Raw genomic sequence first — 21,841 nt, 5'->3', positions numbered from 1 at the left:
TGCATGGGGCACGAGTAAGCGATGAAGTGCTAACTCCATCCAGCCACGCCATGGGACCCGAGTAAGCGCTAAAGCGCTAACTCGAGTCGACCGCCGTGGGGATGGAGTAAGCGCTGAAGCGCCAACTCCATCCAACCACGCCATGGGACCCGAGTAAGCGCTGAAGCGCTAACTCGGGTCGACCGCAAAGCATGGGACCCGAGTAAGCGCTGAAGCGCTAACTCGGGTCGACAGGAGACACGTCGTGACGACTCAACGCACGCTCGAGGGCGAATTCGATTACGTGATCGTCGGCGCGGGCACCGCAGGCTGCGTGCTCGCGAACCGCCTGACCGAGGATCCCGAGATCCGCGTGCTGCTGCTCGAAGCGGGCGGCAAGGACGACTATCACTGGATCCACATCCCGGTCGGCTATCTGTACTGCATCGGCAATCCACGCACGGACTGGCTGTACAAGACACAGCCGGAGGCGGCGCTCAACGGCCGCGCACTGTCGTATCCGCGCGGTCGCGTGCTCGGCGGCTGCTCGTCGATCAACGGGATGATCTACATGCGCGGCCAGCGCGAGGATTACGACAGCTGGGCGCAGGAAACCGGCGACGCGGGCTGGTCGTGGGACAGCGTGCTGCCGATCTTCAAGCGCAGTGAGGACCACCACGCGGGTGCGAGCGACGCACACGGCGCAGGCGGCTACTGGCGCGTCGAGAAGCAGCGGCTGCGCTGGGAGATCCTCGAATCGTTCGCGCAGGCCGCGCAGCAGACGGGCATTCCGGCGACCGACGATTTCAACCGCGGCGACAACAGCGGGGTCGGCTATTTCGAGGTGAACCAGAAGCGCGGCGTGCGCTGGAATACGTCGAAGGCGTTCCTGCGCCCCGCGATGATGCGCCCGAACCTGACCGTGATAACCGGCGCGCATGCGCAGCGCGTGATCTTCGACGGGCGGCGCGCGGTCGGCGTCGAGTATCGCGGCGGCGGCACCGACTACGTCGCGCACGCACGCGCCGAAGTGCTGCTGACCGCCGGCGCGGTGAATTCGCCACAGCTGCTCGAACTGTCGGGCATCGGTGCGGGCGCACGGCTGCAGGCGCTCGGCATCGACGTCGTGCAGGACCTGCCGGGCGTCGGCGAGAACCTGCAGGATCACCTGCAGCTGCGGATGGCATTTCGCGTCGAAGGCGTGCGCACGTTGAACACGCTGTCCGCGCACTGGTGGGGCAAGCTGATGATCGGTGCCGAATACGCGCTGCTGCAACGCGGGCCGATGTCGATGGCGCCGTCGCAGCTCGGCGCGTTCGCGAAATCCGATCCCGACGATCCCGCGCTCACGCGCCCCGATCTCGAATATCACGTGCAGCCGCTGTCGCTCGAGCGCTTCGGCGAGCCGCTGCACAGCTTCAACGCCTTTACGGCGTCCGTCTGCCATCTGCGGCCGAGTTCGCGCGGCAGCGTGCATATCGCGAGCCCCGATGCCGGCGTGGCGCCGTCGATCGCACCGAACTATCTGTCGACCGACCACGATCGCCAGGTCGCCGCGAACGCGCTGCGCCTCACGCGCCGCATCGCATCCGCGCCGGCGCTCGCGCGCTACCGTCCGGAGGAGATCCTGCCGGGCGAGCGATACCGGACCGAAGCCGAACTGATCGAAGCGGCGGGCGCGGTCGGCACGACGATCTTCCATCCGGTCGGTACGTGCCGGATGGGGCGCGCGGACGACGCGCGTGCCGTCGTCGACAGCCGGCTGCGCGTGCGCGGCATCGCCGGGCTGCGGATCGTCGACGCATCGGTGATGCCGTTCATCACGTCGGGCAACACGAATTCGCCGACGCTGATGATCGCCGAGCGCGCAAGCGACATGATTCGCGCCGATCGACGCGCGGCGCACGACGCGACGCAGGTGCGAATGGACGCGACGATGACGGCTGCGTGACGCCACGCTGACACGCGCGACAGCGGGCTGTCATCCGAGCGCCCGCTGTTTCGCTATGCGAAGCAAAGGTGACGCGCGAGCATCACAATGACACGGGCCGGCGATGCGCACGGCAATTGCTTCGCGCACCCGCTTATCGCTTATGTCACGCGGCTTTTTTTGCGCGACGACATGACGCGCAGCGTCACATGCATGCGTTCAATCAGGCACGTCCGATGCGAGCATGCGCACCTCGATGATGCGCGCGTCAAAAAAGCGCGTCGAAAATTCTCGCTCAGCCGCGCCCGATATGGCAGCCCGCCCTATAAGTGCAAATCCCGATGATTGCACTGCACCAACGGCGCGACAATGTTGCGCAGTGTGCATACGCGTCGGCGCGGGAGACCACCCTCGAGGCGTAATACGGCGCCCCGGGGGCAGCCCGCTGATCCGCGGACTTGTTCGCGGTCGCTTGCGCGAATCCTCCCGGTGCTTCGCCTGACTTCGTACGGAAGGGAACATGATTCTCGGCGACACGATTCTCGAAACACGCGGACTGACGAAGGAATTCAGGGGCTTCACCGCCGTGAACGGTGTCAACCTGCGTGTGCGGCGCGGCGCGATCCATGCGTTGATCGGACCGAACGGCGCGGGCAAGACCACCTGCTTCAACCTGCTGACCAAGTTCCTGACACCGACGGCCGGCCAGATCGTCTTCAACGGCATCGACATCACCGACGAGCGGCCCGCGCAGGTCGCGCGGCGCGGCATCATCCGTTCCTTCCAGATCTCGGCGGTATTCCCGCACCTGACCGCGTTGCAGAACGTGCGCATCGGCCTGCAGCGCGCGCTCGGGACCGAATTCCATTTCTGGCGCAGCGAGCGCACGTTGCGGCGCCTCGACGATCGCGCGATGGATCTCCTCACGCAGGTCGGCCTCACCGATTTCGCACACGTGCCGACGGTCGAACTCGCATACGGCCGCAAGCGCGCGCTCGAGATCGCGACGACGCTCGCGATGGAACCCGAACTGATGCTGCTCGACGAGCCCACGCAAGGGATGGGCCACGAGGACGTCGATCGCGTGACCGCGCTGATCAAGAAGGTGGCGAGCGGCCGCACGATCCTGATGGTCGAGCACAACATGAACGTGATCGCGGGCATCTCCGACACGATCACCGTCCTGCAACGCGGCGAAGTGCTGGCCGAGGGCTCGTATGCGGAAGTGTCGAAGAATCCGCTGGTGATCGAGGCCTACATGGGCAGCGCCGATGCGGCGCTCGCGGGGGCGCACGCATGAAGCACAGCGAACGGGAGGAACGCGAATTGAGCGGCGTCGAGAGCGGCACGCCCGCGCTGGAGATCACGGGCCTCGAGGCCTGGTACGGGGAATCCCACATATTGCACGGTGTCGACCTGAGCGTTCATCGCGGCGAGGTCGTCACGCTGCTCGGCCGCAACGGCGCGGGCCGCACCACGACGCTGCGCGCGATCATGGGCCTCACCGGCCGGCGCAGCGGCTCGATCAAGGTTTCAGGCAACGAGACGATCGGCCTCGCGACGCACCGCATCGCGCATTTCGGCGTCGGCTATTGCCCGGAGGAGCGCGGAATCTTCTCGAGCCTGTCGTGCGAGGAGAACCTGATGCTGCCGCCGCCGATCGGCCCGCGCGAGCACGCGATGTCGCTCGACGAGATCTACACGATGTTCCCGAACCTCGCGTCGCGCCGGCAGAGCCAGGGCACGCGGCTGTCCGGCGGCGAGCAGCAGATGCTCGCGGTGGCGCGGATCCTGCGCACCGGCGCGAACCTGCTGCTGCTCGATGAAATTTCCGAAGGCCTCGCGCCGGTGATCGTGCAGGCGCTCGCGCGCATGATCGTCGCGCTGAAGGCGCGCGGCTACACGGTCGTGATGGTCGAACAGAATTTCCGCTTCGCCGCGCCGCTCGCCGATCGCTTCTACGTGATGGAACATGGCCGCATCGTCGAGCATTTCCGCTCATCCGAACTGGAAGGCAAGATGCCGATCCTTCACGACCTGCTCGGGGTGTGACGCCGCCCCGTTTCCCTTGCCGCTAGCCGTGGCGGCCTACGAACAACCACAACGCATCAGAACAACAGGAGACGTCAATGAAAATGAAGACCCTCGCACACGCGTGCCTGGCGGTCGCGACCGCAGCGTTCACCGCCGGCGCCGCACACGCCGCGGATAGCGTGAAGATCGGCTTCATCACCGACATGTCGGGGCTGTACGCGGACATCGACGGGCAGGGCGGCCTCGAGGCGATCCGGATGGCGGTCGCCGACTTCGGCGGCAAGGTGCTCGGCAAGCCGATCGAGGTCGTCTATGCCGATCACCAGAACAAGGCGGACATCGCCGCGTCGAAGGCGCGCGAATGGATGGACCGCGGCGGGCTCGACCTGCTGGTCGGCGGCACGAACTCCGCGACCGCGCTGTCGATGAACCAGGTCGCGGCCGAGAAGAAGAAGGTCTACATCAACATCGGCGCGGGCGCCGACACGCTGACCAACGAGCAGTGCACGCCGTACACGGTCCACTACGCATACGACACGATGGCGCTCGCGAAGGGCACCGGCTCGGCGGTGGTGAAGCAGGGCGGCAAGAGCTGGTTCTTCCTGACCGCCGACTACGCGTTCGGCAAGGCGCTCGAGAAGAACACGTCGGACGTCGTGAAGGCGAGCGGCGGCCAGGTGCTCGGCACGGTGCGGCACCCGCTGTCGGCGTCGGACTTCTCGTCGTTCCTGCTGCAGGCGCAGTCGTCCAAGGCGCAGATCCTCGGCCTCGCGAACGCGGGCGGCGACACGATCAACTCGATCAAGGCCGCGAAGGAGTTCGGCATCACGAAGTCGATGAAGATCGCCGCGCTGCTGATGTTCATCAACGACGTGCACAGCCTCGGCCTCGAGACGACGCAGGGCCTCGTGCTGACCGACAGCTGGTACTGGAACCGCGACGCGACGGCGCGCCAGTGGGCGCAGCGCTACTTCGGCAAGATGAAGAAGATGCCGTCGAGCCTGCAGGCGGCCGACTACTCGTCGGTGACGACCTACCTGAAGGCGGTCCAGGCGGCCGGCACGACCGACTCCGACAAGGTGATGGCCGAGCTGAAGAAGGCGAAGATCAACGACTTCTACGCGAAGGGCTACATCCGCCAGGACGGCAGCATGATTCACGACATGTACCTGATGGAAGTGAAGAAGCCGTCGGAATCGAAGGAGCCGTGGGACTACTACAAGGTGCTCGCGACGATTCCGGGCGAGCAGGCGTTCACGACCAAGCAGGAGACGCGCTGCGCGGCATGGAAGTAAGCGCGGGCGCGGCCGCAGCGATGTGGCCGCTGCACCGCCCGCGTGCGCGACGGCATGACGGTTGCGCACGCAACGAAACTCATTCGGACGGCTAAGTCGATGGAAATCTTTGGCATTCCGTTGCCGGCGATGCTGAGCCAGTTGCTGCTCGGGCTCGTCAACGGCTCGTTCTACGCGATCCTGAGCCTCGGGCTGGCGGTGATCTTCGGGCTGCTCAACGTGATCAACTTCGCGCACGGCGCGCTGTTCATGCTGGGCGCGATGCTCGCGTGGATGGGGCTGTCGTATTTCGGGTTGCCGTACTGGGCGATGCTCGCGCTCGCACCGCTGATCGTCGGCGCGTTCGGGATCCTGGTCGAGCGCTCGATGCTGCGCTGGCTGTACAAGCTCGATCACCTGTACGGGCTGCTGCTCACGTTCGGCCTCACGCTCGTCGTCGAAGGCGTGTTCCGCTCGGTCTACGGGTCGTCCGGCCAGCCGTACGACGTGCCTTCGCAGCTGTCCGGCGCGACCAATCTCGGCTTCATGTTCCTGCCGAACTACCGCGCGTGGGTGGTCGTCGCGTCGCTCGCGGTGTGTCTCGCGACCTGGTTCGTGATCGAGAAGACGCGCCTGGGCGCCTATCTGCGCGCGGGCACCGAGAACCCGAAGCTCGTCGAGGCGTTCGGTGTGAACGTGCCGATGATGATCACGCTCACCTACGGCTTCGGCGTCGCGCTCGCAGCATTCGCGGGCGTGCTCGCGGCGCCGGTGATCCAGGTGTCGCCGCTGATGGGCCAGCCGATGATCATCACCGTGTTCGCGGTGGTCGTGATCGGCGGGATGGGCTCGATTCTCGGCTCGATCATCACCGGGCTGATGCTCGGCGTGATCGAGGGCTTCACGCGCGTGTTCTATCCGGAAGCGTCGGCCACGGTGGTGTTCGTGATCATGGCGATCGTGCTGCTGATCCGCCCGGCTGGCCTGTTCGGCAAGGAAAAATGATGCAGAGAAAAGTGCTCTACGGCGTGCTGCTCGCCGCACTGCTCGCAGCCCCCTTCATCGGCGCGTATCCGGTGTTCGTGATGAAGGTGCTCACGTTCGCGCTGTTCGCGGCCGCGTTCAACCTGCTGATCGGCTATACGGGGCTGCTGTCGTTCGGCCATGCGATGTTCCTCGCGACCGCCGGCTACGCGACCGGCTATACGATCCAGACGCTCGGCTTCACGCCGGAGCTCGGCGTGCTCGTCGGCACCTTCGCCGCGACGTTGCTCGGGCTCGTCGTCGGCCTGTTCGCGATCCGCCGGCAAGGCATCTACTTCGCGATGATCACGCTCGCGTTCGCGCAGATGGTCTATTTCATCTACCTGCAGGCGCCGTTCACGCACGGCGAGGACGGCCTGCAGGGCGTGCCGCGCGGGCATCTGTTCGGGGTCGTCGACCTGTCGAACGACGTCGCGCTCTACTACGTCGTGCTCGCGGTGATCGTCGCGGCGTGCGCGTTCATCGTGCGCATCGTGCACTCGCCGTTCGGCCAGGTGCTCGTCGCGATCAAGGAGAACGAAGCGCGAGCGATCTCGCTCGGCTACGACACCGACCGCTTCAAGCTGCTCGCGTTCATCCTGTCGGCCGGGCTCGCGGGGCTGGCCGGTTCGCTGAAGGTGCTGGTGCTCGGCTTCGAGACGCTGTCCGACGCGTACTGGACGATGTCGGGCCTCGTCGTGCTGATGACGCTCGTCGGCGGGATGGGCACGCTGTTCGGGCCGCTGCTCGGCGCGGCGCTGATCGTCGCACTGGAGGACCGGCTCGGCGACATCGGCGAATGGCTCGCGTCGGTGACGGGCATCGGCTGGTTCCACTCGCTCGGCGAATCGGCGACGATCGTCACCGGGCTGATCTTCATCGCATGCGTGCTTGCGTTCCGGCGCGGGATCGTCGGCGAGATGGTCGCACGGGTCAAGACGCTCAGGCCGTCCTGATTGCAGCGCGCCGCGGCGTGGCGACGCGTTGATGCGAAGCACCATCCGGCGCGGCCGGGAAGGGCGTTGCGGCGGCCTCGGGACGGTGCCGCGCGGCAAGGCTGGTGCCCCATTTTCGTGCGGCGATGCACCATAGGGGTAAATGCTAAGTTGTCGCAGGGTGAAAGGTCCTTTAATCTTCGTTTCAGTTCTGATGCACCGCGAAACGAATTTGCAGGTGGAGAACGAGGAGACAATCGAGGCACAAAGTGCCCGGACCCCAAAGCGCTGTTGGACGGAATCCAACAGCGCTTTTTCATTTGTGTGCGCGAATTTCCATTGATGGTGCAGGCGAGTGGCGCCGCGTTTCCCGCGCCCGTTTCTGCCTCACCTCATCTCGCATCGCTCGCGTTTCATCCCGTCCCCCCGTTTTCGTCCAATCCTGCCGGTCGATCGCCGCTGGCGCGCAGCCACGCGCATGCCGTCCGGGCTTACCCGGTTGGCGTGCGCAAAAAGCGTCCGTTACACTCAGCTTTCGCCGACCGTGCGGTCGGGAAAATAGTCGGCAGTTCTCCTACAAGCAAAATGCAGAAGAGGGAGTGCGGTTGGATGAGAAGCGCGGGACGATGGATCGGGGTGCGAGGGGCGGCTGGCGCCGCTCGTTCGGGTGCGGCGGTGCATCGGTATGCCCGGGCTTTCACGAGCCGTCCTGCGGACGGTATGCGCGTTCTGGCGCGATTGCCCGGCACGGCGGCTTCTCCGGTCGTTGCGTTCGCATCCGACGCGTCGTTCGGATGCGCATGAACCGCCGGTTTTCCGATCGTGTGCCGCGCGCTTGCGGAGCCGAACCAGGCTCGGCCGGCCGACCTTCCCGCGATCGTTGCATTCGCATCGATCGCGTCTCGCGCAACGCTGCGTTTCTCCGTTCCCTTCATCCTGGCGACATTGCTGCCGCGCATCGTGGCGGTCGAACGACCGTTTCGGAACGCGCCGCGGCGCGTGCGTGCGTGCGATCGCCGGGGCTCGATTGCGACGCCGGCGTTTCACGGGAAAACGAGCGTAGACGCGGTACGGCGAGATAGTTAATTTATTAACTTGTTTGAGGACCGGGAGCCGCCCGAGCGACCCACGGATTTTTCGAGCAGCGTTTGGAGACAACGTAAATGAAGATGAATCGATGGATGGAGGTTCTGCTTGCCGCGGGCCTCGTGGGTGCGGCGGCCACGGCGTCGGCGCAGGTGAAGATCGGCGTGACGCTGTCGGCCACCGGGCCGGCCGCCTCGCTCGGGATTCCGGAAAAGAACACGATCGCGCTGCTGCCGAAGGAAATCGCGGGCAAGAGCGTCCAGTACATCGTGCTCGACGATGCGTCCGACACGAGCCGCGCGGTGCAGAACGTGCGCAAGCTGATCGACGAGGATCACGTCGACGCGATCATCGGCTCGTCCGTCACGCCGAACTCGCTCGCGATGCTCGATCCGGTGTCGCAGGGCAAGACGCCGACGATCTCGCTCGCGGCGAGCGCGCAGATCATCTCGCCGATGGACGCGAAGCGCGCATGGATGTTCAAGGTGCCGCAGAACGACCAGCTGATGGCCGACGCGATCGCCGGCTACATGGCGAAGCATGGCGTGAAGACGGTCGGCTTCATCGGCTTCGCCGATGCGTACGGCGACAGCTGGTACAAGACGTTCAGCGCGGCGGCCGAGAAGAACGGCCTGAAGCTCGTGTCGAACGAGCGCTTCAACCGCACCGACGCGTCGGTGATGGGGCAGGTGCTGAAGCTGTTGGGCTCGAATCCCGACGCGGTGCTGATCGCCGGTTCGGGCACGCCGGCCGCGCTGCCGGCCAAGACGCTGAAGGAGCGCGGCTACAAGGGCAAGGTGTACCAGACGCACGGCGTCGCGAACAACGACTTCCTGCGCGTGTGCGGCAAGGACTGCGAAGGCGAGATCCTGCCGGCCGGCCCGGTGCTCGTGACCGACCAGTTGCCCGATTCGAATCCGGTGAAGAAGCCGGCGCTCGGCTACAAGGCCGCATACGAAAAGGCGTACGGGGCCGGTTCGCTGGCGACCTTCGGCGGCCATGCATGGGATGCGGGCCTGCTGCTGCAGCGTGCGATTCCCGATGCGCTGAAGAAGGGCCAGCCGGGCACCGAGGCGTTCCGCGAGGCGCTGCGCGCATCGCTCGAGAGCGTGAAGGATCTGCCCGTGTCGCACGGTGTGATCAACACGACGGCGACCGATCACAACGGCTTCGACACGCGGGCGCGCGTGATGGTGCAGATCGTCGACGGCAAGTGGAAGCTGCAGGCCGAGTAAGCACCACGTGAAACCGGCGGGCGCGGCGCGAACGGTGCCGTGCGCGCCGTCGGCGGCGCGGCGATCCGTGCTCGCGCCGCATGGAATGCCGGGAAGCCCGCAACGCGACGCCTGACCGCCGGTCTTGCCGTCCGCGCGCGGGCCGTTCCCGTCGCCGTTTCTCCGCAGCATTCTCGATACACGAAACGTATGGATCTCTCGATTGCGGCGATCCTCGCGCAAGACGGCATCACGACCGGCGCCATTTATGCATTGCTGTCGCTGGCGCTCGTGCTGGTGTTTTCCGTCACGCGGGTGATCTTCATTCCCCAGGGCGAATTCGTCGCCTACGGTGCGCTCACGCTTGCGGCGTTGCAGGCGCAGAAATTTCCCGCCACCTGCTGGCTGCTGTTCGTGATGGGCATCGCGTGCTTCCTGCTGGAAGTCGGCGGCCTGGTCCGCCATCGCGAACGCCGCCATCAACTCGGCCGCACGCTCGCGACGCTCGGCAGCCGCTACGTGCTGCTGCCGCTCGCGGTGTTCGCGATCACGCGCAGCTTTGCCGCGCAGCCGCTGCCTATGCTTGCGCAGATCGCGTTGACGCTCGCGATCGTCGTGCCGATGGGGCCGTTCGTCTACCGGCTCGTCTATCAGCCGATCGCCGAAGGCACGACGCTGCTGTTGCTGATCGTGTCGGTCGCCGTCCATTTCGCGATGGTCGGCCTCGGGCTCGTGATGTTCGGCGCTGAAGGCTCGCGCACCAACGGCTTCGCGGATGCGTCGCTGTCGGTCGGCAGCATGACGGTGTCGGTGCAGAGCATCCTCGTGGTCGTGACCGCGCTGGTGCTGATCGGCGCGCTCTACGTGTACTTCGGCCGCACGATCGCCGGCAAGGCGCTGCGCGCGACGTCGGTGAACCGGCTCGGCGCGCGGCTGGTCGGCATCGGCACGACCGAAGCAGGGCGGCTCGCATTCACGCTGGCGGCCGGGCTCGGTGTGCTGTCCGGCATCCTCGTCGGTCCGTTGACGACGATCTATTACGACTCCGGCTTCCTGATCGGCCTGAAGGGTTTCGTGGGCGCGATCATCGGCGGGCTGGTCAGTTATCCGCTCGCGGCCGCCGGCTCGCTGCTGGTCGGCGTGCTCGAATCGTATTCGTCATTCTGGGCGAGCGCGTACAAGGAAGTGATCGTGTTCACGCTGATCATCCCGGTGCTGCTGTGGCGCAGTTTCGCGGCGCCGCATGCGGAAGAGGAAGAGGAGTGACACGATGAAGACGATGGTACGCAACAAGACCTTCTGGGTGTTTCTCGTGGTGCTGTTCGCGCTGCCGGTGCTGCCCGGCGCGCTGCAGGTGCCCGAATACTGGATCACGCTGCTGAACTACATCGGCCTCTACGCGATCGTCGCGATCGGGCTCGTGCTGCTGACGGGCGTCGGCGGGATGACGAGCTTCGGGCAGGCCGCGTTCGTCGGCATCGGCGCGTATGCGACCGCATTCCTGACCACGCGATACGGCGTGTCGCCGTGGCTCGCGCTGATCGTCGGCGTCGTGCTGACGGCGCTCGTCGCGCTGGTACTGGGCGCGGTCACGATGCGCCTGTCCGGGCATTTCCTGCCGCTCGGCACGATCGCGTGGGGGCTCGCGCTGTTCTATCTGTTCGGCAACCTCGAGTTGCTCGGCAAGTACGACGGGATCAACGGGATTCCGGCACTGAACCTGTTCGGCATCGAGCTCGGCAGCGGCCGCAGCCTGTACTTCCTGATCTGGGTCGTCGTGCTGGCCGCGATCGTGTCGGTGCAGAACCTGCTCAACAGCCGGCCCGGCCGCGCGATCCGCGCGCTGCGCGGCGGCGGCGTGATGGCCGAAGCGATGGGCGTGAACACCGCGTGGATGCGCGTCGTGATCTTCACCTACGCGGCCGTGCTCGCCGCGGTATCGGGCTTCCTGTACGCGCACCTGCAGCGCGCGGTGAACCCGACCCCGTTCGGCCTGAACCACGGGATCGAATTCCTGTTCATGGCCGTGGTCGGGGGCGTGTCGCACGTATGGGGCGCGGTGCTCGGTGCGGCGATCCTCACCGTGCTGCAGGACTACCTGCAGACGCTGTTGCCGAAGCTGCTCGGCTCGGAAGGCAACTTCGAGATCATCGTGTTCGGCGTGCTGATGGTGCTGTTGCTGCAGTACGCGCGCCAGGGCGTATGGCCGTTCGTCGCGAAGCTGTTTCCACGCGGGCCGCGCGCACATGTGCCCGACCATGCCGACCCGCTGCCGCAGCGCGCGAAGCCGGTGGCGGGCGAGCCGCTGCTCGTGGTCGACAACGCGCGCAAGCAGTTCGGCGGGCTGGTGGCCGTCAACGACGTCAGTTTCGACGTGAAAGCGGGGCAGATCGTCGGCCTGATCGGCCCGAACGGCGCGGGCAAGTCGACCACGTTCAACCTCGTGACCGGCGTGCTGCAGCCGACCGGCGGCACGATCACGTTCCGCGGCGAGCGGATCAACGGGCTCACGTCGCGCCAGATCGTCCGCCGCGGGATCGGCCGGACGTTCCAACACGTGAAGCTACTGCCGACGATGACGGTGCTCGAGAACGTCGCGATCGGCGCGCATTTGCGCGGCCATACGGGCGTCTGGCGCAGCATCGCGCGGCTCAATGCACATGAGGAAGCGCAGCTGCTGGCTGAAGCGGCACGACAGATCCGCCGCGTCGGGCTGGAGAAGCACATGTACGACGAAGCGGGCAGCCTCGCGCTTGGCCAGCAGCGGATTCTCGAAATCGCGCGCGCGCTGTGCTGCGATCCGACGCTGCTGCTGCTCGACGAGCCGGCGGCCGGGCTGCGCTACCAGGAGAAGCAGCAGCTCGCGGACTTGCTGCGGCGCCTGAAGGCCGAAGGGATGAGCGTGTTGCTCGTGGAACATGACATGGATTTCGTGATGAACCTCACCGACCGGCTGGTGGTGATGGAATTCGGCACGCGGATCGCGGAAGGGCTGCCGCAGGACGTGCAGCAGGATCCGGCGGTGCTCGAAGCGTATCTGGGCGGGGTGGAGTGATGACGGACACGACGATGCCGATTCTCGAGGTACGCGGGCTGGCGGTGCGGTACGGAAAGGTCGAGGCGCTGCACGGTGCGGCGATCAAGGTCGGCGCAGGGCAGATCGTCAGCGTGATCGGCCCGAACGGAGCCGGCAAGTCGACGCTGCTGAACGCGATCATGGGCGCGTTGCCGGTGACCGGGCACGCGTCGGGCGCGATCGTTTACCGCGGTAACGACGTAGGCGCATTGCCCGTCGAGCAGCGCGTCGCGCGCGGGATGTGCCTTGTGCCGGAAAAGCGCGAGCTGTTCAGCACGATGACCGTCGAGGACAACCTCGTGCTGGGCGCGTATCGCCGCAAGGTCGCGGGTGAGTCGAACTTCCTCGACCAGCTCGATCATGTGTTCGCGCTGTTTCCGCGGCTCAAGGAGCGGCGCAAGCAGGCGGCCGGCACGCTGTCGGGCGGCGAACGGCAGATGCTTGCGGTGGGCCGCGCGCTGATGGGTAAGCCCGACCTGCTGATGCTGGACGAGCCGAGCCTCGGGCTGGCGCCGCTGATCGTGAAAGAGATTTTTCATATCATCAGCGCGTTGCGTGGCACGGGCGTCGCGACGCTGCTGATCGAGCAGAACGCGCGGGCCGCGCTACAGATCTCGGACTACGGCTATGTGCTGGAGACCGGCGAGTTTGCGCTGGAAGGGCCGGCTGCCGAGTTGGCACAGAATCCGCAGGTAATCGAAACGTATCTGGGGCTTGCGAAGAAAACGGCTTGATGGGTGAGGCGGTGGGCGGGAAACGGGCGGCGTGTTTCACGTGAAACACGCCGTTTTTGTTTCGGGGGAGGGCGACGTGACGGTGAATCGAGTGTGGGGATAAGTGCCGGAGCAACCAGCGGAAGCACTGTGACGAGAGTGCGGGCTCATCGCGTCGGGTTGCACAGGGAATGAGCGTTGACGGTGGTCGGTCGCCACAGGGGATAAGTGCCGGGCGATTGACCGGAAATACTGTGATGTCACGGTGATGTCGGTTCACGAGCCGCTACCGGGTCCTCGGTTTTGCACAGCTTGGCGATGTGCGGTGAGGTCGCGCCAGCGCCGCCAAGGCCGGCTAGGCGGCACAGCTCGGCCGATCGGCCGAAAAAAACCGGCTAAATGAACGGTCCCTACCATTCGGACGGCCTTCGGGTGAAAAGCGAACCCGCTATAATTCGGCCCATACATTTCTCAGATAGGTTCGTGCGCAGTCCTGCGCGCGGAATCCACCATGCTTTTTCCCACAGAATTTGACGTCATCGTCGTCGGCGGCGGGCACGCCGGCACGGAGGCCGCGTTGGCATCGGCCCGTATGGGTGCGAAGACGCTGCTGCTGACCCATAACATCGAAACGCTCGGGCAGATGAGCTGCAATCCGTCGATCGGCGGTATTGGCAAGGGCCATCTGGTCAAGGAAGTCGATGCGCTCGGCGGCGCGATGGCCGCTGCGACGGACGAGAGCGGTATTCAGTTCCGGATCCTGAATTCGTCGAAAGGCCCGGCCGTGCGCGCGACGCGTGCGCAGGCCGACCGTATCCTGTACAAGGCTGCGATCCGCCATCGGCTCGAGAACCAGCCGAACCTGTGGCTGTTCCAGCAGGCCGTCGACGATCTGATGGTCGAAGGCGACCGCGTGGTGGGCGCCGTCACGCAGATCGGCATCCGCTTCCGCGCACGTGCGGTGGTGCTGACGGCGGGTACCTTCCTCGACGGCAAGATCCACGTCGGCCTGAACAATTACACGGGCGGTCGCGCGGGCGATCCGGCGGCCGTGTCGCTGTCGGCGCGTCTGAAGGAACTGAAGCTGCCGCAGGGCCGCCTGAAGACCGGTACGCCGCCGCGTATCGACGGCCGCTCGATCGACTTTTCGAAGCTGGACGAGCAGCCGGGCGACCTCGATCCGATCCCGGTGTTCTCGTTCCTGGGCCGTGCGGAGCAACATCCGCAGCAGTTGCCGTGCTGGGTCACGCATACGAACGAGCGCACGCACGACATCATTCGCGGCGGCCTCGACCGGTCGCCCATGTATACAGGCGTGATCGAAGGTGTCGGCCCGCGTTACTGCCCGTCGATCGAGGACAAGATCCACCGGTTCGCGTCGAAGGAATCGCACCAGATCTTCCTCGAGCCGGAAGGGCTGACGACCAACGAGTTCTATCCGAACGGGATTTCGACGAGCCTGCCGTTCGATGTGCAGCTCGAACTCGTGCACTCGATGCGCGGCCTCGAGAATGCGCACATCCTGCGCCCCGGCTATGCGATCGAATACGACTACTTCGACCCGCGCGCGCTGAAGGCATCGCTCGAGACGAAGGCGATCAACGGGCTGTTCTTTGCGGGCCAGATCAACGGCACGACGGGCTATGAAGAAGCGGCCGCTCAAGGCCTGCTGGCCGGTCTGAACGCAGGCCGTTACGTGCAGGAGAAGGACGCATGGTGCCCGCGTCGCGACCAGGCGTACCTTGGCGTGCTGGTCGACGACCTCGTCACGCGTGGCGTGGCCGAGCCGTACCGGATGTTCACGAGCCGTGCGGAGTATCGTCTGAGCCTGCGTGAAGACAATGCGGACATGCGCCTGACCGAGATCGGCCGCGAGCTGGGGCTGGTCGACGATGTGCGCTGGGATGCATTCAGCCGGAAGCGCGACGCTGTTTCACGTGAAACCGAACGACTGAAGTCGACATGGGTAACGCCGAAGACGCTGCCGCCGGAAGAGGCGACCGCGCTGCTCGGCAAGGCGATCGATCACGAGTACAGCCTCGCGGAGCTGCTGCGTCGCCCGGGTATCAGCTACGACGGCGTGTGCGGCCTGAAGGGCGGCGAATGCGGTCCGGCGGAGCCGTTGGCCGACGATCCGGTGCTGCTCGAGCAGATCAAGGAGCAGGTCGAGATCGGTATCAAATATCAGGGCTATATCGAACGCCAGGCGAGCGAGATCGAGCGCAACGATGCGAACGAGAACACGCGCCTGCCGGACGGTATCGACTATCGCGAGGTGCGCGGCCTGTCGTTCGAAGTGAGCCAGAAGCTCAACGAGTTCCGGCCGGAAACGATCGGCCAGGCATCGCGGATCTCGGGCGTCACGCCGGCTGCGATCTCGCTGCTGATGGTGCACCTGAAGCGCCGTGGCCTCGGCCGTCGTAATGGCACTGCCGCAGAGGCGACCGAGCAGGGGGACGGCACCGTCCCGACGCAACAATGACGGCGCGTCGCGCGCCGGCGGTTAATCGGGACGTACTTGAACAAATGCTCGTCGACGGCACGGCCGCGCTCGACATCGCATTGACGGATACACAACGCAACCAGCTGCTCGATTACGTCGCGCTGCTCGGCAAGTGGAACGCGGTCTACAACCTGACCGCGATCCGCGACCCGAAGCAGATGCTGATCCAGCACATTCTTGATTCACTCTCCATCGTTCCGCATCTGCGCGACCGTGCATCGGCGCGCGTGCTCGACGTGGGTTCGGGCGGCGGGTTGCCCGGTATCGTGCTGGCGATCGTCCGGCCGGACTGGCAAGTGACGCTGAACGATATCGTGCAGAAGAAGTCTGCATTCCAGACTCAGATGCGTGCGGAGCTGAAGCTCGCGAACCTGTCGGTCGTCACCGGGCGGGTCGAATCGCTGCAGCCGGGTGTCGAAGTGCCGGAAAAATTCGACATGATCGTATCCCGCGCCTTCGCGGATCTATCCGACTTCGTTAAACTTGCTCGACATCTCGTCGCGCCCGGCGGATCGATCTGGGCGATGAAGGGTGTCCACCCGGACGACGAAATTGCACGGCTGCCGGAAGGCAGTCGCGTAAAGCAGACGATGCGGCTGGCGGTACCGATGCTCGATGCCGAACGGCATCTGATCGAGGTCACCGTCGACGAGGCGAATTGAAGGCGCGCGGTAGCGCGCTGTTTGTTTGAAGGTAAAGGGAACACACCAACGATGGCAAAGATCTTCTGCGTTGCGAACCAGAAGGGGGGCGTCGGCAAGACGACGACATCGGTCAATCTCGCCGCAAGCCTTGCAGCGCAGGAGCAACGAGTCCTGCTGATCGATCTCGACCCGCAGGGCAACGCGACGATGGGTAGCGGGATCGACAAGGCCGCCTGCGAGTCGACTGTGTACGAAGTGCTGGTTGACGGCGTCTCGGTGACGGACGCACGCGTGCGTCCGGAGGGTGTCACGTACGACGTGCTGCCGGCCAACCGCGAGCTGTCGGGTGCCGAGATCGAACTGATCAGCATCGACAACCGCGAGCGTCGGTTGAAGGCCGCGCTCGAGCATGTGGCCGACGACTACGACTTCGTGCTGATCGATTGCCCGCCGACGCTGTCGCTGCTGACGCTGAACGGGCTGTGCGCGGCGCATGGCGTCGTGATCCCGATGCAGTGCGAGTACTTCGCGCTGGAAGGGTTGTCGGATCTCGTCAACACGATCAAGCAGGTCCACGCGAACATGAACCGCGACCTGAAGATCATCGGCTTGTTGCGCGTGATGTTCGATCCGCGCATCACGCTGCAGCAGCAAGTCTCCGATCAACTGAAAGCGCACTTCGGCGACAAGGTGTTCGACGCGGTGATTCCGCGCAACGTGCGCCTCGCGGAAGCGCCGAGTTACGGGTTGCCGGGCGTCGTGTTCGACCGCAATTCGCGCGGTGCGCAGGCGTATCTCCAGTTCGGTGCCGAGATGATCGATCGCGTGCGCGCGTTCGAGGTGTCGTGATCCGGACATGAGCGAAGCGAGGAAGAAAGACATGAACGCGGTACCAAAGAAGAAGGGCTTGGGACGTGGCCTCGAAGCGCTGCTCGGCGGCAGTGCGGACATCACCGAAGCGGTGAAGATCGAAGGGGCACCGAACACGCTCGCGCTCGGCAAGCTGCAGGCCGGCAAGTACCAGCCGCGGACGCGGATGGACGAAGGCAGCCTGCAGGAGCTGGCGGCCAGCATTCGCGCGCAAGGCGTGATGCAGCCGATCCTGGTACGACCCATTTCATCTGACAAATACGAGATCATCGCAGGCGAGCGGCGTTTCCGCGCGGCACGCCTGGCTGGCCTCGACGAAGTGCCGGTGCTCGTGAAGGACGTGTCCGATCAGGCAGCCGCGGCGATGGCGCTGATCGAGAACATCCAGCGCGAGGACCTGAACCCGCTGGAAGAGGCGCACGGCATCCAGCGTTTGCTCGACGAGTTCGGTTTCACGCACGAACAGGCGGCCGAATCGGTCGGCCGTTCGCGCAGCGCGGTATCGAACCTGCTGCGCCTGCTGAACCTTGCTTCGCCGGTGCAGACGATGCTGCTGGCCGGCGATCTCGACATGGGGCACGCGCGAGCGCTGCTCGCGGTCGACGCCGCGACGCAGATCACGCTCGCGCATCAGGTCGTGAACAAGCGCATGTCGGTGCGCGAGACCGAGAAGCTGGTCGCGCACACGACGAAGGAAGCGCCGGCGGTGAAGGCGCGTGCGAAGGATGACGGCGGCCGCGACACGCGCCGTCTCGAGGAGGAGTTGTCCGACCTGCTCGCGTCGACGGTGAAGATCAAGCTCGGCCGCCGCGGGCGAGGGCAGGTGCTGATCGACTTCGGCAACCTCGACGCGCTCGAGGGCATTCTCGCGCGCCTTCGCGGCAACGTCGCGACGGAAGAGTAACGAGGTGCGATTGACGGAGAACATGGGCGCGGCAGCGCCGCGCCGATGGCTCGGATGGCTGATGCAGGAGCCGGTGCTGGCGGTACTGGCGCTTGCACTGATTATTCTTCAATGGTTGCGTCCGCAACCAATTGCCACATTGGCCGGTCTCGTCGACTGGCAGACCGTCGCGACGCTCGCGGGTCTGCTGATGCTGACCAAGGCGCTCGAGCTGTCCGGGTGCCTGATGTGGCTCGCGCATCGCATCGTGCATCACGTGCATTCCGAGCGCGGGCTGGCGATGCTGCTCGTCGTGTTCGCGGCGGCGCTCGCGATGTGGCTCACCAACGATGTCGCGCTGTTCGTCGTCGTGCCGCTGATGGTGTCGCTGCGCCTGCTGACGCCGCTGCCTTTCCGGCGGCTCGTGATCGTGGTCGCGCTGGCCGTCAATGCGGGGTCCGTCGCGACACCGCTCGGCAATCCCCAGAACCTGTTCCTGTGGCAATTGAGCGGCGTGTCGTTCGGCCGCTTCGTCGTCACGCTCGGGCCGCTCGCGCTGGCGCTGATGGCGCTGCTGCTCGTGCTGACGGCGTGTGCGTTTCGCGCGAAGCCGCTCGATCTGTCGGGAGACGTTCAGGCCGTCCCCGTCCAGCGCCTGCATGCGTTGCTCGCGGCGGTGCTGTTCGGTGCGTTCGTGCTGCTCGCCGACGCGCACCATCCCGTGCCGGGCCTGATCGCCGTCGTGATCGCGCTGCTGGTGGCGAGACGTGATGCAGTCCTGAAGATCGACTGGCTGCTGCTGCTGATTTTCGTGCTGATGTTCGTCGTGCTGCGCAGCGCGGCCGCGCTGCCCGTCGTGCACGACGCGATCGCGCGGACTCACCTCGATTCGCCGCTGCGCGTGTTCGCGGCAGGCGCGGTGCTGTCACAGGGCATCAGCAACGTGCCGGCGGCGATCCTGCTGTCGGAATTCACGCACGACTGGCGGGCGCTCGCGTTCGGCGTATCGGTCGGCGGTTTCGGTTTCGCGATCGGTTCGCTCGCGAACCTGATCGCGGTGCGTCTCGCGAAGGAGCCGCGCATGTGGCTGCCGTTTCACCTCGTGTCGATCCCGTTCGCGCTCGTGAGCGCGGCATTGGGTGCATGGTTGCTCGTGCGCGGTTAAGCGATGCGGCGGCCTGCGGTGCAGGCGCGCTGCAAGCTTGGCGGGGTGGGGCACAGCATTCGCAGTGGGTGAGAAGCCGGGGCTGTTGATAAGTGCGGCGATCCACAGTCGATCGACTGTGGCGGCACAACAACTGATTGCAGGCATCGACGCGCTCGCGTGCGAGCGTATTTCACGCATCGCGCTCGTCGCGGTGGTCACAGTATTTCCTCTCCTTCGCATCGCTGCGCCCGATCATTTTCCGTGATCGCGTCACAGCAGAATTCCTGCTGCAAACGCGTCGCGCCGGTGTCGCCCGCACCAGGCGTCGATGCCACGTCATTGCCTCGTCGCCGGACTTTTTCGGGCAAGAAATACCCGTGCAAAAAAGCGACCTTACAACTGTCATCGTACGTCGTGGATTCGCGCGTTTTTCACATGATGAGGCGTCGTTTTACGCAGGTTTTTGTCGCGTCTAAAGCCTTGAATCACTTGCAACTATCGCTTACAATCGCCCGGATTTGTTAGCTAGGCACCCCTGAAAGCTTTCGGAAAGCAGGGGCCGGGTTCAAGGATTTTGCGGAAGATTGCGATGGCGGGTCAGGCGCCGAACGACGGGCACGATGATCACCGAGCGCAACGCACCGCTTCAGCGGCCGGCGAGCGGCGCGAGTCCGACGACGACTGGGATGCCGAGCAGCAAGATAACAACATCGTTCCGCTCACGCGGACGGAAGCCGAGAGGTTGTTCGGTCCGGACGTGAGCAAGCCGTCGCGCGTGACCCCCTACAAGGTGGTGATCGCGCAGGTGGTCTTGTCCCTGGTTGCAACGCTGGCGTGGTGGCTGTTTTCAAAGTCGCCGGGCGCCGCTGCGCAATCCGCGTTTCTGGGCGGGGCGATCGGCTGGGTGCCAAGCGCGTTGTTCGTGGCACGACTGAAGGCAGGTGGCTCGGCCACCGTGATGAGCTGGGTGATGGGCGAAGCCCTGAAGCTCGGCGTGACGATCGGGATGTTCGCCGCAGTGGCGTACGGCTACGCCGGCGTGCACTGGCCGGCACTCCTCGTCACCTACCTCGTCGTGCTGAAGACGTACTGGATCGCGCTGGCCTGGCGGTAAGCAACAAGCAGCGTGCGGTTTCGACAACGAATCGCACCGGCCCGTTCCCGCAATCGCGGCAATAGCGTATTGCGGAACGGGGCAAAACGATTTTCGACAATTTGGGTGGCATTAACGATATGGCAGCTAGCGAAGGCACGCGCGGTCCGGATCCGTCCGAGTACATTGCGCACCACTTGCAGAATTTCTCCACCTCGCATCAGACGTCGATTTTCGACATCCACGTCTGGAACCTCGACACGCTGTTCTGGTCGATCGTGTGCGGCATCGTGACGATCCTCCTGCTGCGTCTGGCCGCCCGCAAGGCGACGTCGGGCGTGCCGGGCCGTTTCCAGTGCGCGATCGAGATGCTCGTCGAAATGGTCGAGGATCAATCGAAGGCCATCGTCCACGGCAACCGCACCTTCATCGCTCCGCTCGCCCTCACGGTGTTCGTGTGGGTCGCGCTGATGAACTCCCTCGACTTCCTCCCCGTCGACCTGCCGGGCCGCGTGATCGGCCTGCTCGGTCTGTCGGACGTGATTTCCCACCATCGCATCGTCCCGACGGCCGACCTGAACGGCACGCTCGGCATCGCGCTCGGCGTGTTCGTCCTGATGATCTACTACAGCATCAAGATCAAGGGCGCGGGCGGCTTCGTGCATGAGCTGCTGTCGGCCCCGTTCGGTGCCCACCCGCTGCTGTGGATCCCTAACCTCGCGCTCAACATCGTCGAATATCTCGCGAAGACCGTCTCCCTCGGCATGCGGCTGTTCGGCAACATGTACGCGGGTGAGCTGTTGTTCCTGTTGATCGCCCTGCTCGGCAGCATGTGGAGCTTCGGTGGCGACGCAACGTTCCTCGGCTTCGTTGGTCACGTGATCGCGGGTAGCGTCTGGGCAATCTTCCACATCCTGATTGTTCTGTTGCAGGCATTCATCTTCATGATGCTGACGCTGGTGTATCTCGGCCAAGCGCACGACAAGCACTAAGCGCGGCGTGCAAAAAAGAGTTTCCGTTTTAGTTTTTTAAATCTCAGTTCCAAGTCTTTTCACAAAGGAGTGATCATGCAAGCTTACATCGCCAACATCCAGGGTCTGACCGCCATCGGTATCGGCATCATCATCGGCCTGGGTGCAATCGGCGCCTGTATCGGTATCGCGCTGATGGGTGGCAAGTACATCGAAGCCTGCGCACGTCAGCCGGAACTCATCAACCCGCTGCAAACGAAGATGTTCCTGCTGGCCGGCCTGATCGACGCTGCATTCCTGATCGGCGTTGGTGTCGCAATGCTGTTCGCGTTCGCGAACCCGCTCCTGTCGAAGCTCGTCGCAGGCTAAGGTTCCTCGGAAATATGCGACCGGCGTGAGCCGGCGCAGGGCGGAACGGAGACTTGGGGCGCTGATCGAATGCAACTCGATGAGCGCCTTACCGTTT

19 protein-coding genes are annotated in these 21,841 nt (G+C 65.0%); all 19 read left to right on the top strand.

What is annotated here, in order from left to right; all coding sequences use genetic code 11:
* Window positions 1-244 precede the first annotated feature (244 nt).
* Window positions 245-1,930: a GMC family oxidoreductase gene (locus DIE04_RS13250; RefSeq protein ID WP_124520442.1), complete on the top strand. Its 1,686-nt coding sequence runs from the start codon at window positions 245-247 to the stop codon at window positions 1,928-1,930.
* Between the two features lie 499 nt (window positions 1,931-2,429).
* A complete protein-coding gene (locus DIE04_RS13245; protein ID WP_040142748.1) occupies window positions 2,430-3,209 on the top strand; it encodes an ABC transporter ATP-binding protein in 780 nt (259 codons plus the stop codon).
* Window positions 3,206-3,961, top strand: coding sequence for an ABC transporter ATP-binding protein (locus tag DIE04_RS13240; RefSeq protein ID WP_124486816.1), 756 nt, complete (start codon window positions 3,206-3,208; stop codon window positions 3,959-3,961). The genes DIE04_RS13245 and DIE04_RS13240 overlap by 4 nt, the downstream gene beginning before the upstream one ends.
* 77 nt (window positions 3,962-4,038) lie before the next feature.
* A complete protein-coding gene (locus DIE04_RS13235; RefSeq protein WP_124520443.1) occupies window positions 4,039-5,238 on the top strand; it encodes an ABC transporter substrate-binding protein in 1,200 nt (399 codons plus the stop codon).
* Between the two features lie 99 nt (window positions 5,239-5,337).
* On the top strand, window positions 5,338-6,222 hold the full coding sequence (locus DIE04_RS13230) for a branched-chain amino acid ABC transporter permease (RefSeq protein ID WP_044845228.1): 885 nt from the start codon (window positions 5,338-5,340) through the stop codon (window positions 6,220-6,222).
* On the top strand, window positions 6,222-7,196 hold the full coding sequence (locus DIE04_RS13225) for a branched-chain amino acid ABC transporter permease (protein WP_185500351.1): 975 nt from the start codon (window positions 6,222-6,224) through the stop codon (window positions 7,194-7,196). Before DIE04_RS13230 ends, DIE04_RS13225 begins: the two co-directional genes overlap by 1 nt.
* A gap of 1,142 nt (window positions 7,197-8,338) precedes the next feature.
* Entirely contained in the window at window positions 8,339-9,496 is a 1,158-nt protein-coding gene (locus DIE04_RS13220) for an ABC transporter substrate-binding protein (protein WP_044845229.1), read from the top strand.
* A 189-nt stretch (window positions 9,497-9,685) separates the two neighbouring features.
* Window positions 9,686-10,741, top strand: coding sequence for a branched-chain amino acid ABC transporter permease (locus DIE04_RS13215; protein ID WP_124520445.1), 1,056 nt, complete (start codon window positions 9,686-9,688; stop codon window positions 10,739-10,741).
* Between the two features lie 4 nt (window positions 10,742-10,745).
* Entirely contained in the window at window positions 10,746-12,530 is a 1,785-nt protein-coding gene (locus DIE04_RS13210) for an ATP-binding cassette domain-containing protein (protein WP_124520446.1), read from the top strand.
* Complete coding sequence (locus tag DIE04_RS13205; protein ID WP_044845231.1) at window positions 12,530-13,285, top strand: ABC transporter ATP-binding protein; 756 nt, start codon at window positions 12,530-12,532, stop codon at window positions 13,283-13,285. The genes DIE04_RS13210 and DIE04_RS13205 overlap by 1 nt, the downstream gene beginning before the upstream one ends.
* A gap of 490 nt (window positions 13,286-13,775) precedes the next feature.
* Window positions 13,776-15,746: a tRNA uridine-5-carboxymethylaminomethyl(34) synthesis enzyme MnmG gene (gene mnmG / locus DIE04_RS13200; protein ID WP_044845232.1), complete on the top strand. Its 1,971-nt coding sequence runs from the start codon at window positions 13,776-13,778 to the stop codon at window positions 15,744-15,746.
* On the top strand, window positions 15,743-16,429 hold the full coding sequence (gene rsmG / locus DIE04_RS13195; protein WP_124486820.1) for a 16S rRNA (guanine(527)-N(7))-methyltransferase RsmG: 687 nt from the start codon (window positions 15,743-15,745) through the stop codon (window positions 16,427-16,429). The genes mnmG and rsmG overlap by 4 nt, the downstream gene beginning before the upstream one ends.
* Window positions 16,430-16,480: 51 nt before the next feature.
* Window positions 16,481-17,260: a ParA family protein gene (locus DIE04_RS13190; protein WP_044845234.1), complete on the top strand. Its 780-nt coding sequence runs from the start codon at window positions 16,481-16,483 to the stop codon at window positions 17,258-17,260.
* Window positions 17,261-17,291: 31 nt separating this feature from the next.
* Window positions 17,292-18,185, top strand: a complete 894-nt coding sequence (locus DIE04_RS13185; protein WP_006482728.1) for a ParB/RepB/Spo0J family partition protein — start codon at window positions 17,292-17,294, stop codon at window positions 18,183-18,185.
* Window positions 18,186-18,207: 22 nt separating this feature from the next.
* Complete coding sequence (locus DIE04_RS13180; RefSeq protein ID WP_124520511.1) at window positions 18,208-19,329, top strand: SLC13 family permease; 1,122 nt, start codon at window positions 18,208-18,210, stop codon at window positions 19,327-19,329.
* Between the two features lie 64 nt (window positions 19,330-19,393).
* Entirely contained in the window at window positions 19,394-19,576 is a 183-nt protein-coding gene (locus DIE04_RS13175; RefSeq protein ID WP_124486821.1) for a hypothetical protein, read from the top strand.
* A 324-nt stretch (window positions 19,577-19,900) separates the two neighbouring features.
* Window positions 19,901-20,425: an ATP synthase subunit I gene (locus DIE04_RS13170; protein ID WP_124486822.1), complete on the top strand. Its 525-nt coding sequence runs from the start codon at window positions 19,901-19,903 to the stop codon at window positions 20,423-20,425.
* A gap of 119 nt (window positions 20,426-20,544) precedes the next feature.
* Window positions 20,545-21,396 carry a F0F1 ATP synthase subunit A gene (gene atpB, locus DIE04_RS13165; RefSeq protein WP_039351439.1) on the top strand — a complete coding sequence of 284 codons (852 nt, stop codon included), beginning with the start codon at window positions 20,545-20,547 and terminating at the stop codon, window positions 21,394-21,396.
* A 75-nt stretch (window positions 21,397-21,471) separates the two neighbouring features.
* Window positions 21,472-21,744 carry a F0F1 ATP synthase subunit C gene (gene atpE / locus DIE04_RS13160; protein ID WP_021160442.1) on the top strand — a complete coding sequence of 91 codons (273 nt, stop codon included), beginning with the start codon at window positions 21,472-21,474 and terminating at the stop codon, window positions 21,742-21,744.
* Window positions 21,745-21,841: the final 97 nt, after the last annotated feature.

Origin of the sequence: Burkholderia sp. Bp8994, from assembly GCF_003853805.1 — a bacterium.
Classification (GTDB): domain Bacteria; phylum Pseudomonadota; class Gammaproteobacteria; order Burkholderiales; family Burkholderiaceae; genus Burkholderia.
This window is presented reverse-complemented; position numbering and strand designations above follow the sequence as displayed.

Coding starts and splice junctions, on each gene's coding strand:
- DIE04_RS13245 (WP_040142748.1), top strand. CDS start 2,430: ATGATTCTCGGCGACACGATTCTCGAAACACGCGGACTGACGAAGGAA.
- DIE04_RS13240 (WP_124486816.1), top strand. CDS start 3,206: ATGAAGCACAGCGAACGGGAGGAACGCGAATTGAGCGGCGTCGAGAGC.
- DIE04_RS13235 (WP_124520443.1), top strand. CDS start 4,039: ATGAAAATGAAGACCCTCGCACACGCGTGCCTGGCGGTCGCGACCGCA.
- DIE04_RS13230 (WP_044845228.1), top strand. CDS start 5,338: ATGGAAATCTTTGGCATTCCGTTGCCGGCGATGCTGAGCCAGTTGCTG.
- DIE04_RS13225 (WP_185500351.1), top strand. CDS start 6,222: ATGCAGAGAAAAGTGCTCTACGGCGTGCTGCTCGCCGCACTGCTCGCA.
- DIE04_RS13220 (WP_044845229.1), top strand. CDS start 8,339: ATGAAGATGAATCGATGGATGGAGGTTCTGCTTGCCGCGGGCCTCGTG.
- DIE04_RS13215 (WP_124520445.1), top strand. CDS start 9,686: ATGGATCTCTCGATTGCGGCGATCCTCGCGCAAGACGGCATCACGACC.
- DIE04_RS13210 (WP_124520446.1), top strand. CDS start 10,746: ATGAAGACGATGGTACGCAACAAGACCTTCTGGGTGTTTCTCGTGGTG.
- DIE04_RS13205 (WP_044845231.1), top strand. CDS start 12,530: ATGACGGACACGACGATGCCGATTCTCGAGGTACGCGGGCTGGCGGTG.
- mnmG (WP_044845232.1), top strand. CDS start 13,776: ATGCTTTTTCCCACAGAATTTGACGTCATCGTCGTCGGCGGCGGGCAC.
- rsmG (WP_124486820.1), top strand. CDS start 15,743: ATGACGGCGCGTCGCGCGCCGGCGGTTAATCGGGACGTACTTGAACAA.
- DIE04_RS13190 (WP_044845234.1), top strand. CDS start 16,481: ATGGCAAAGATCTTCTGCGTTGCGAACCAGAAGGGGGGCGTCGGCAAG.
- DIE04_RS13185 (WP_006482728.1), top strand. CDS start 17,292: ATGAACGCGGTACCAAAGAAGAAGGGCTTGGGACGTGGCCTCGAAGCG.
- DIE04_RS13180 (WP_124520511.1), top strand. CDS start 18,208: ATGGGCGCGGCAGCGCCGCGCCGATGGCTCGGATGGCTGATGCAGGAG.
- DIE04_RS13170 (WP_124486822.1), top strand. CDS start 19,901: ATGGCGGGTCAGGCGCCGAACGACGGGCACGATGATCACCGAGCGCAA.
- atpB (WP_039351439.1), top strand. CDS start 20,545: ATGGCAGCTAGCGAAGGCACGCGCGGTCCGGATCCGTCCGAGTACATT.
- atpE (WP_021160442.1), top strand. CDS start 21,472: ATGCAAGCTTACATCGCCAACATCCAGGGTCTGACCGCCATCGGTATC.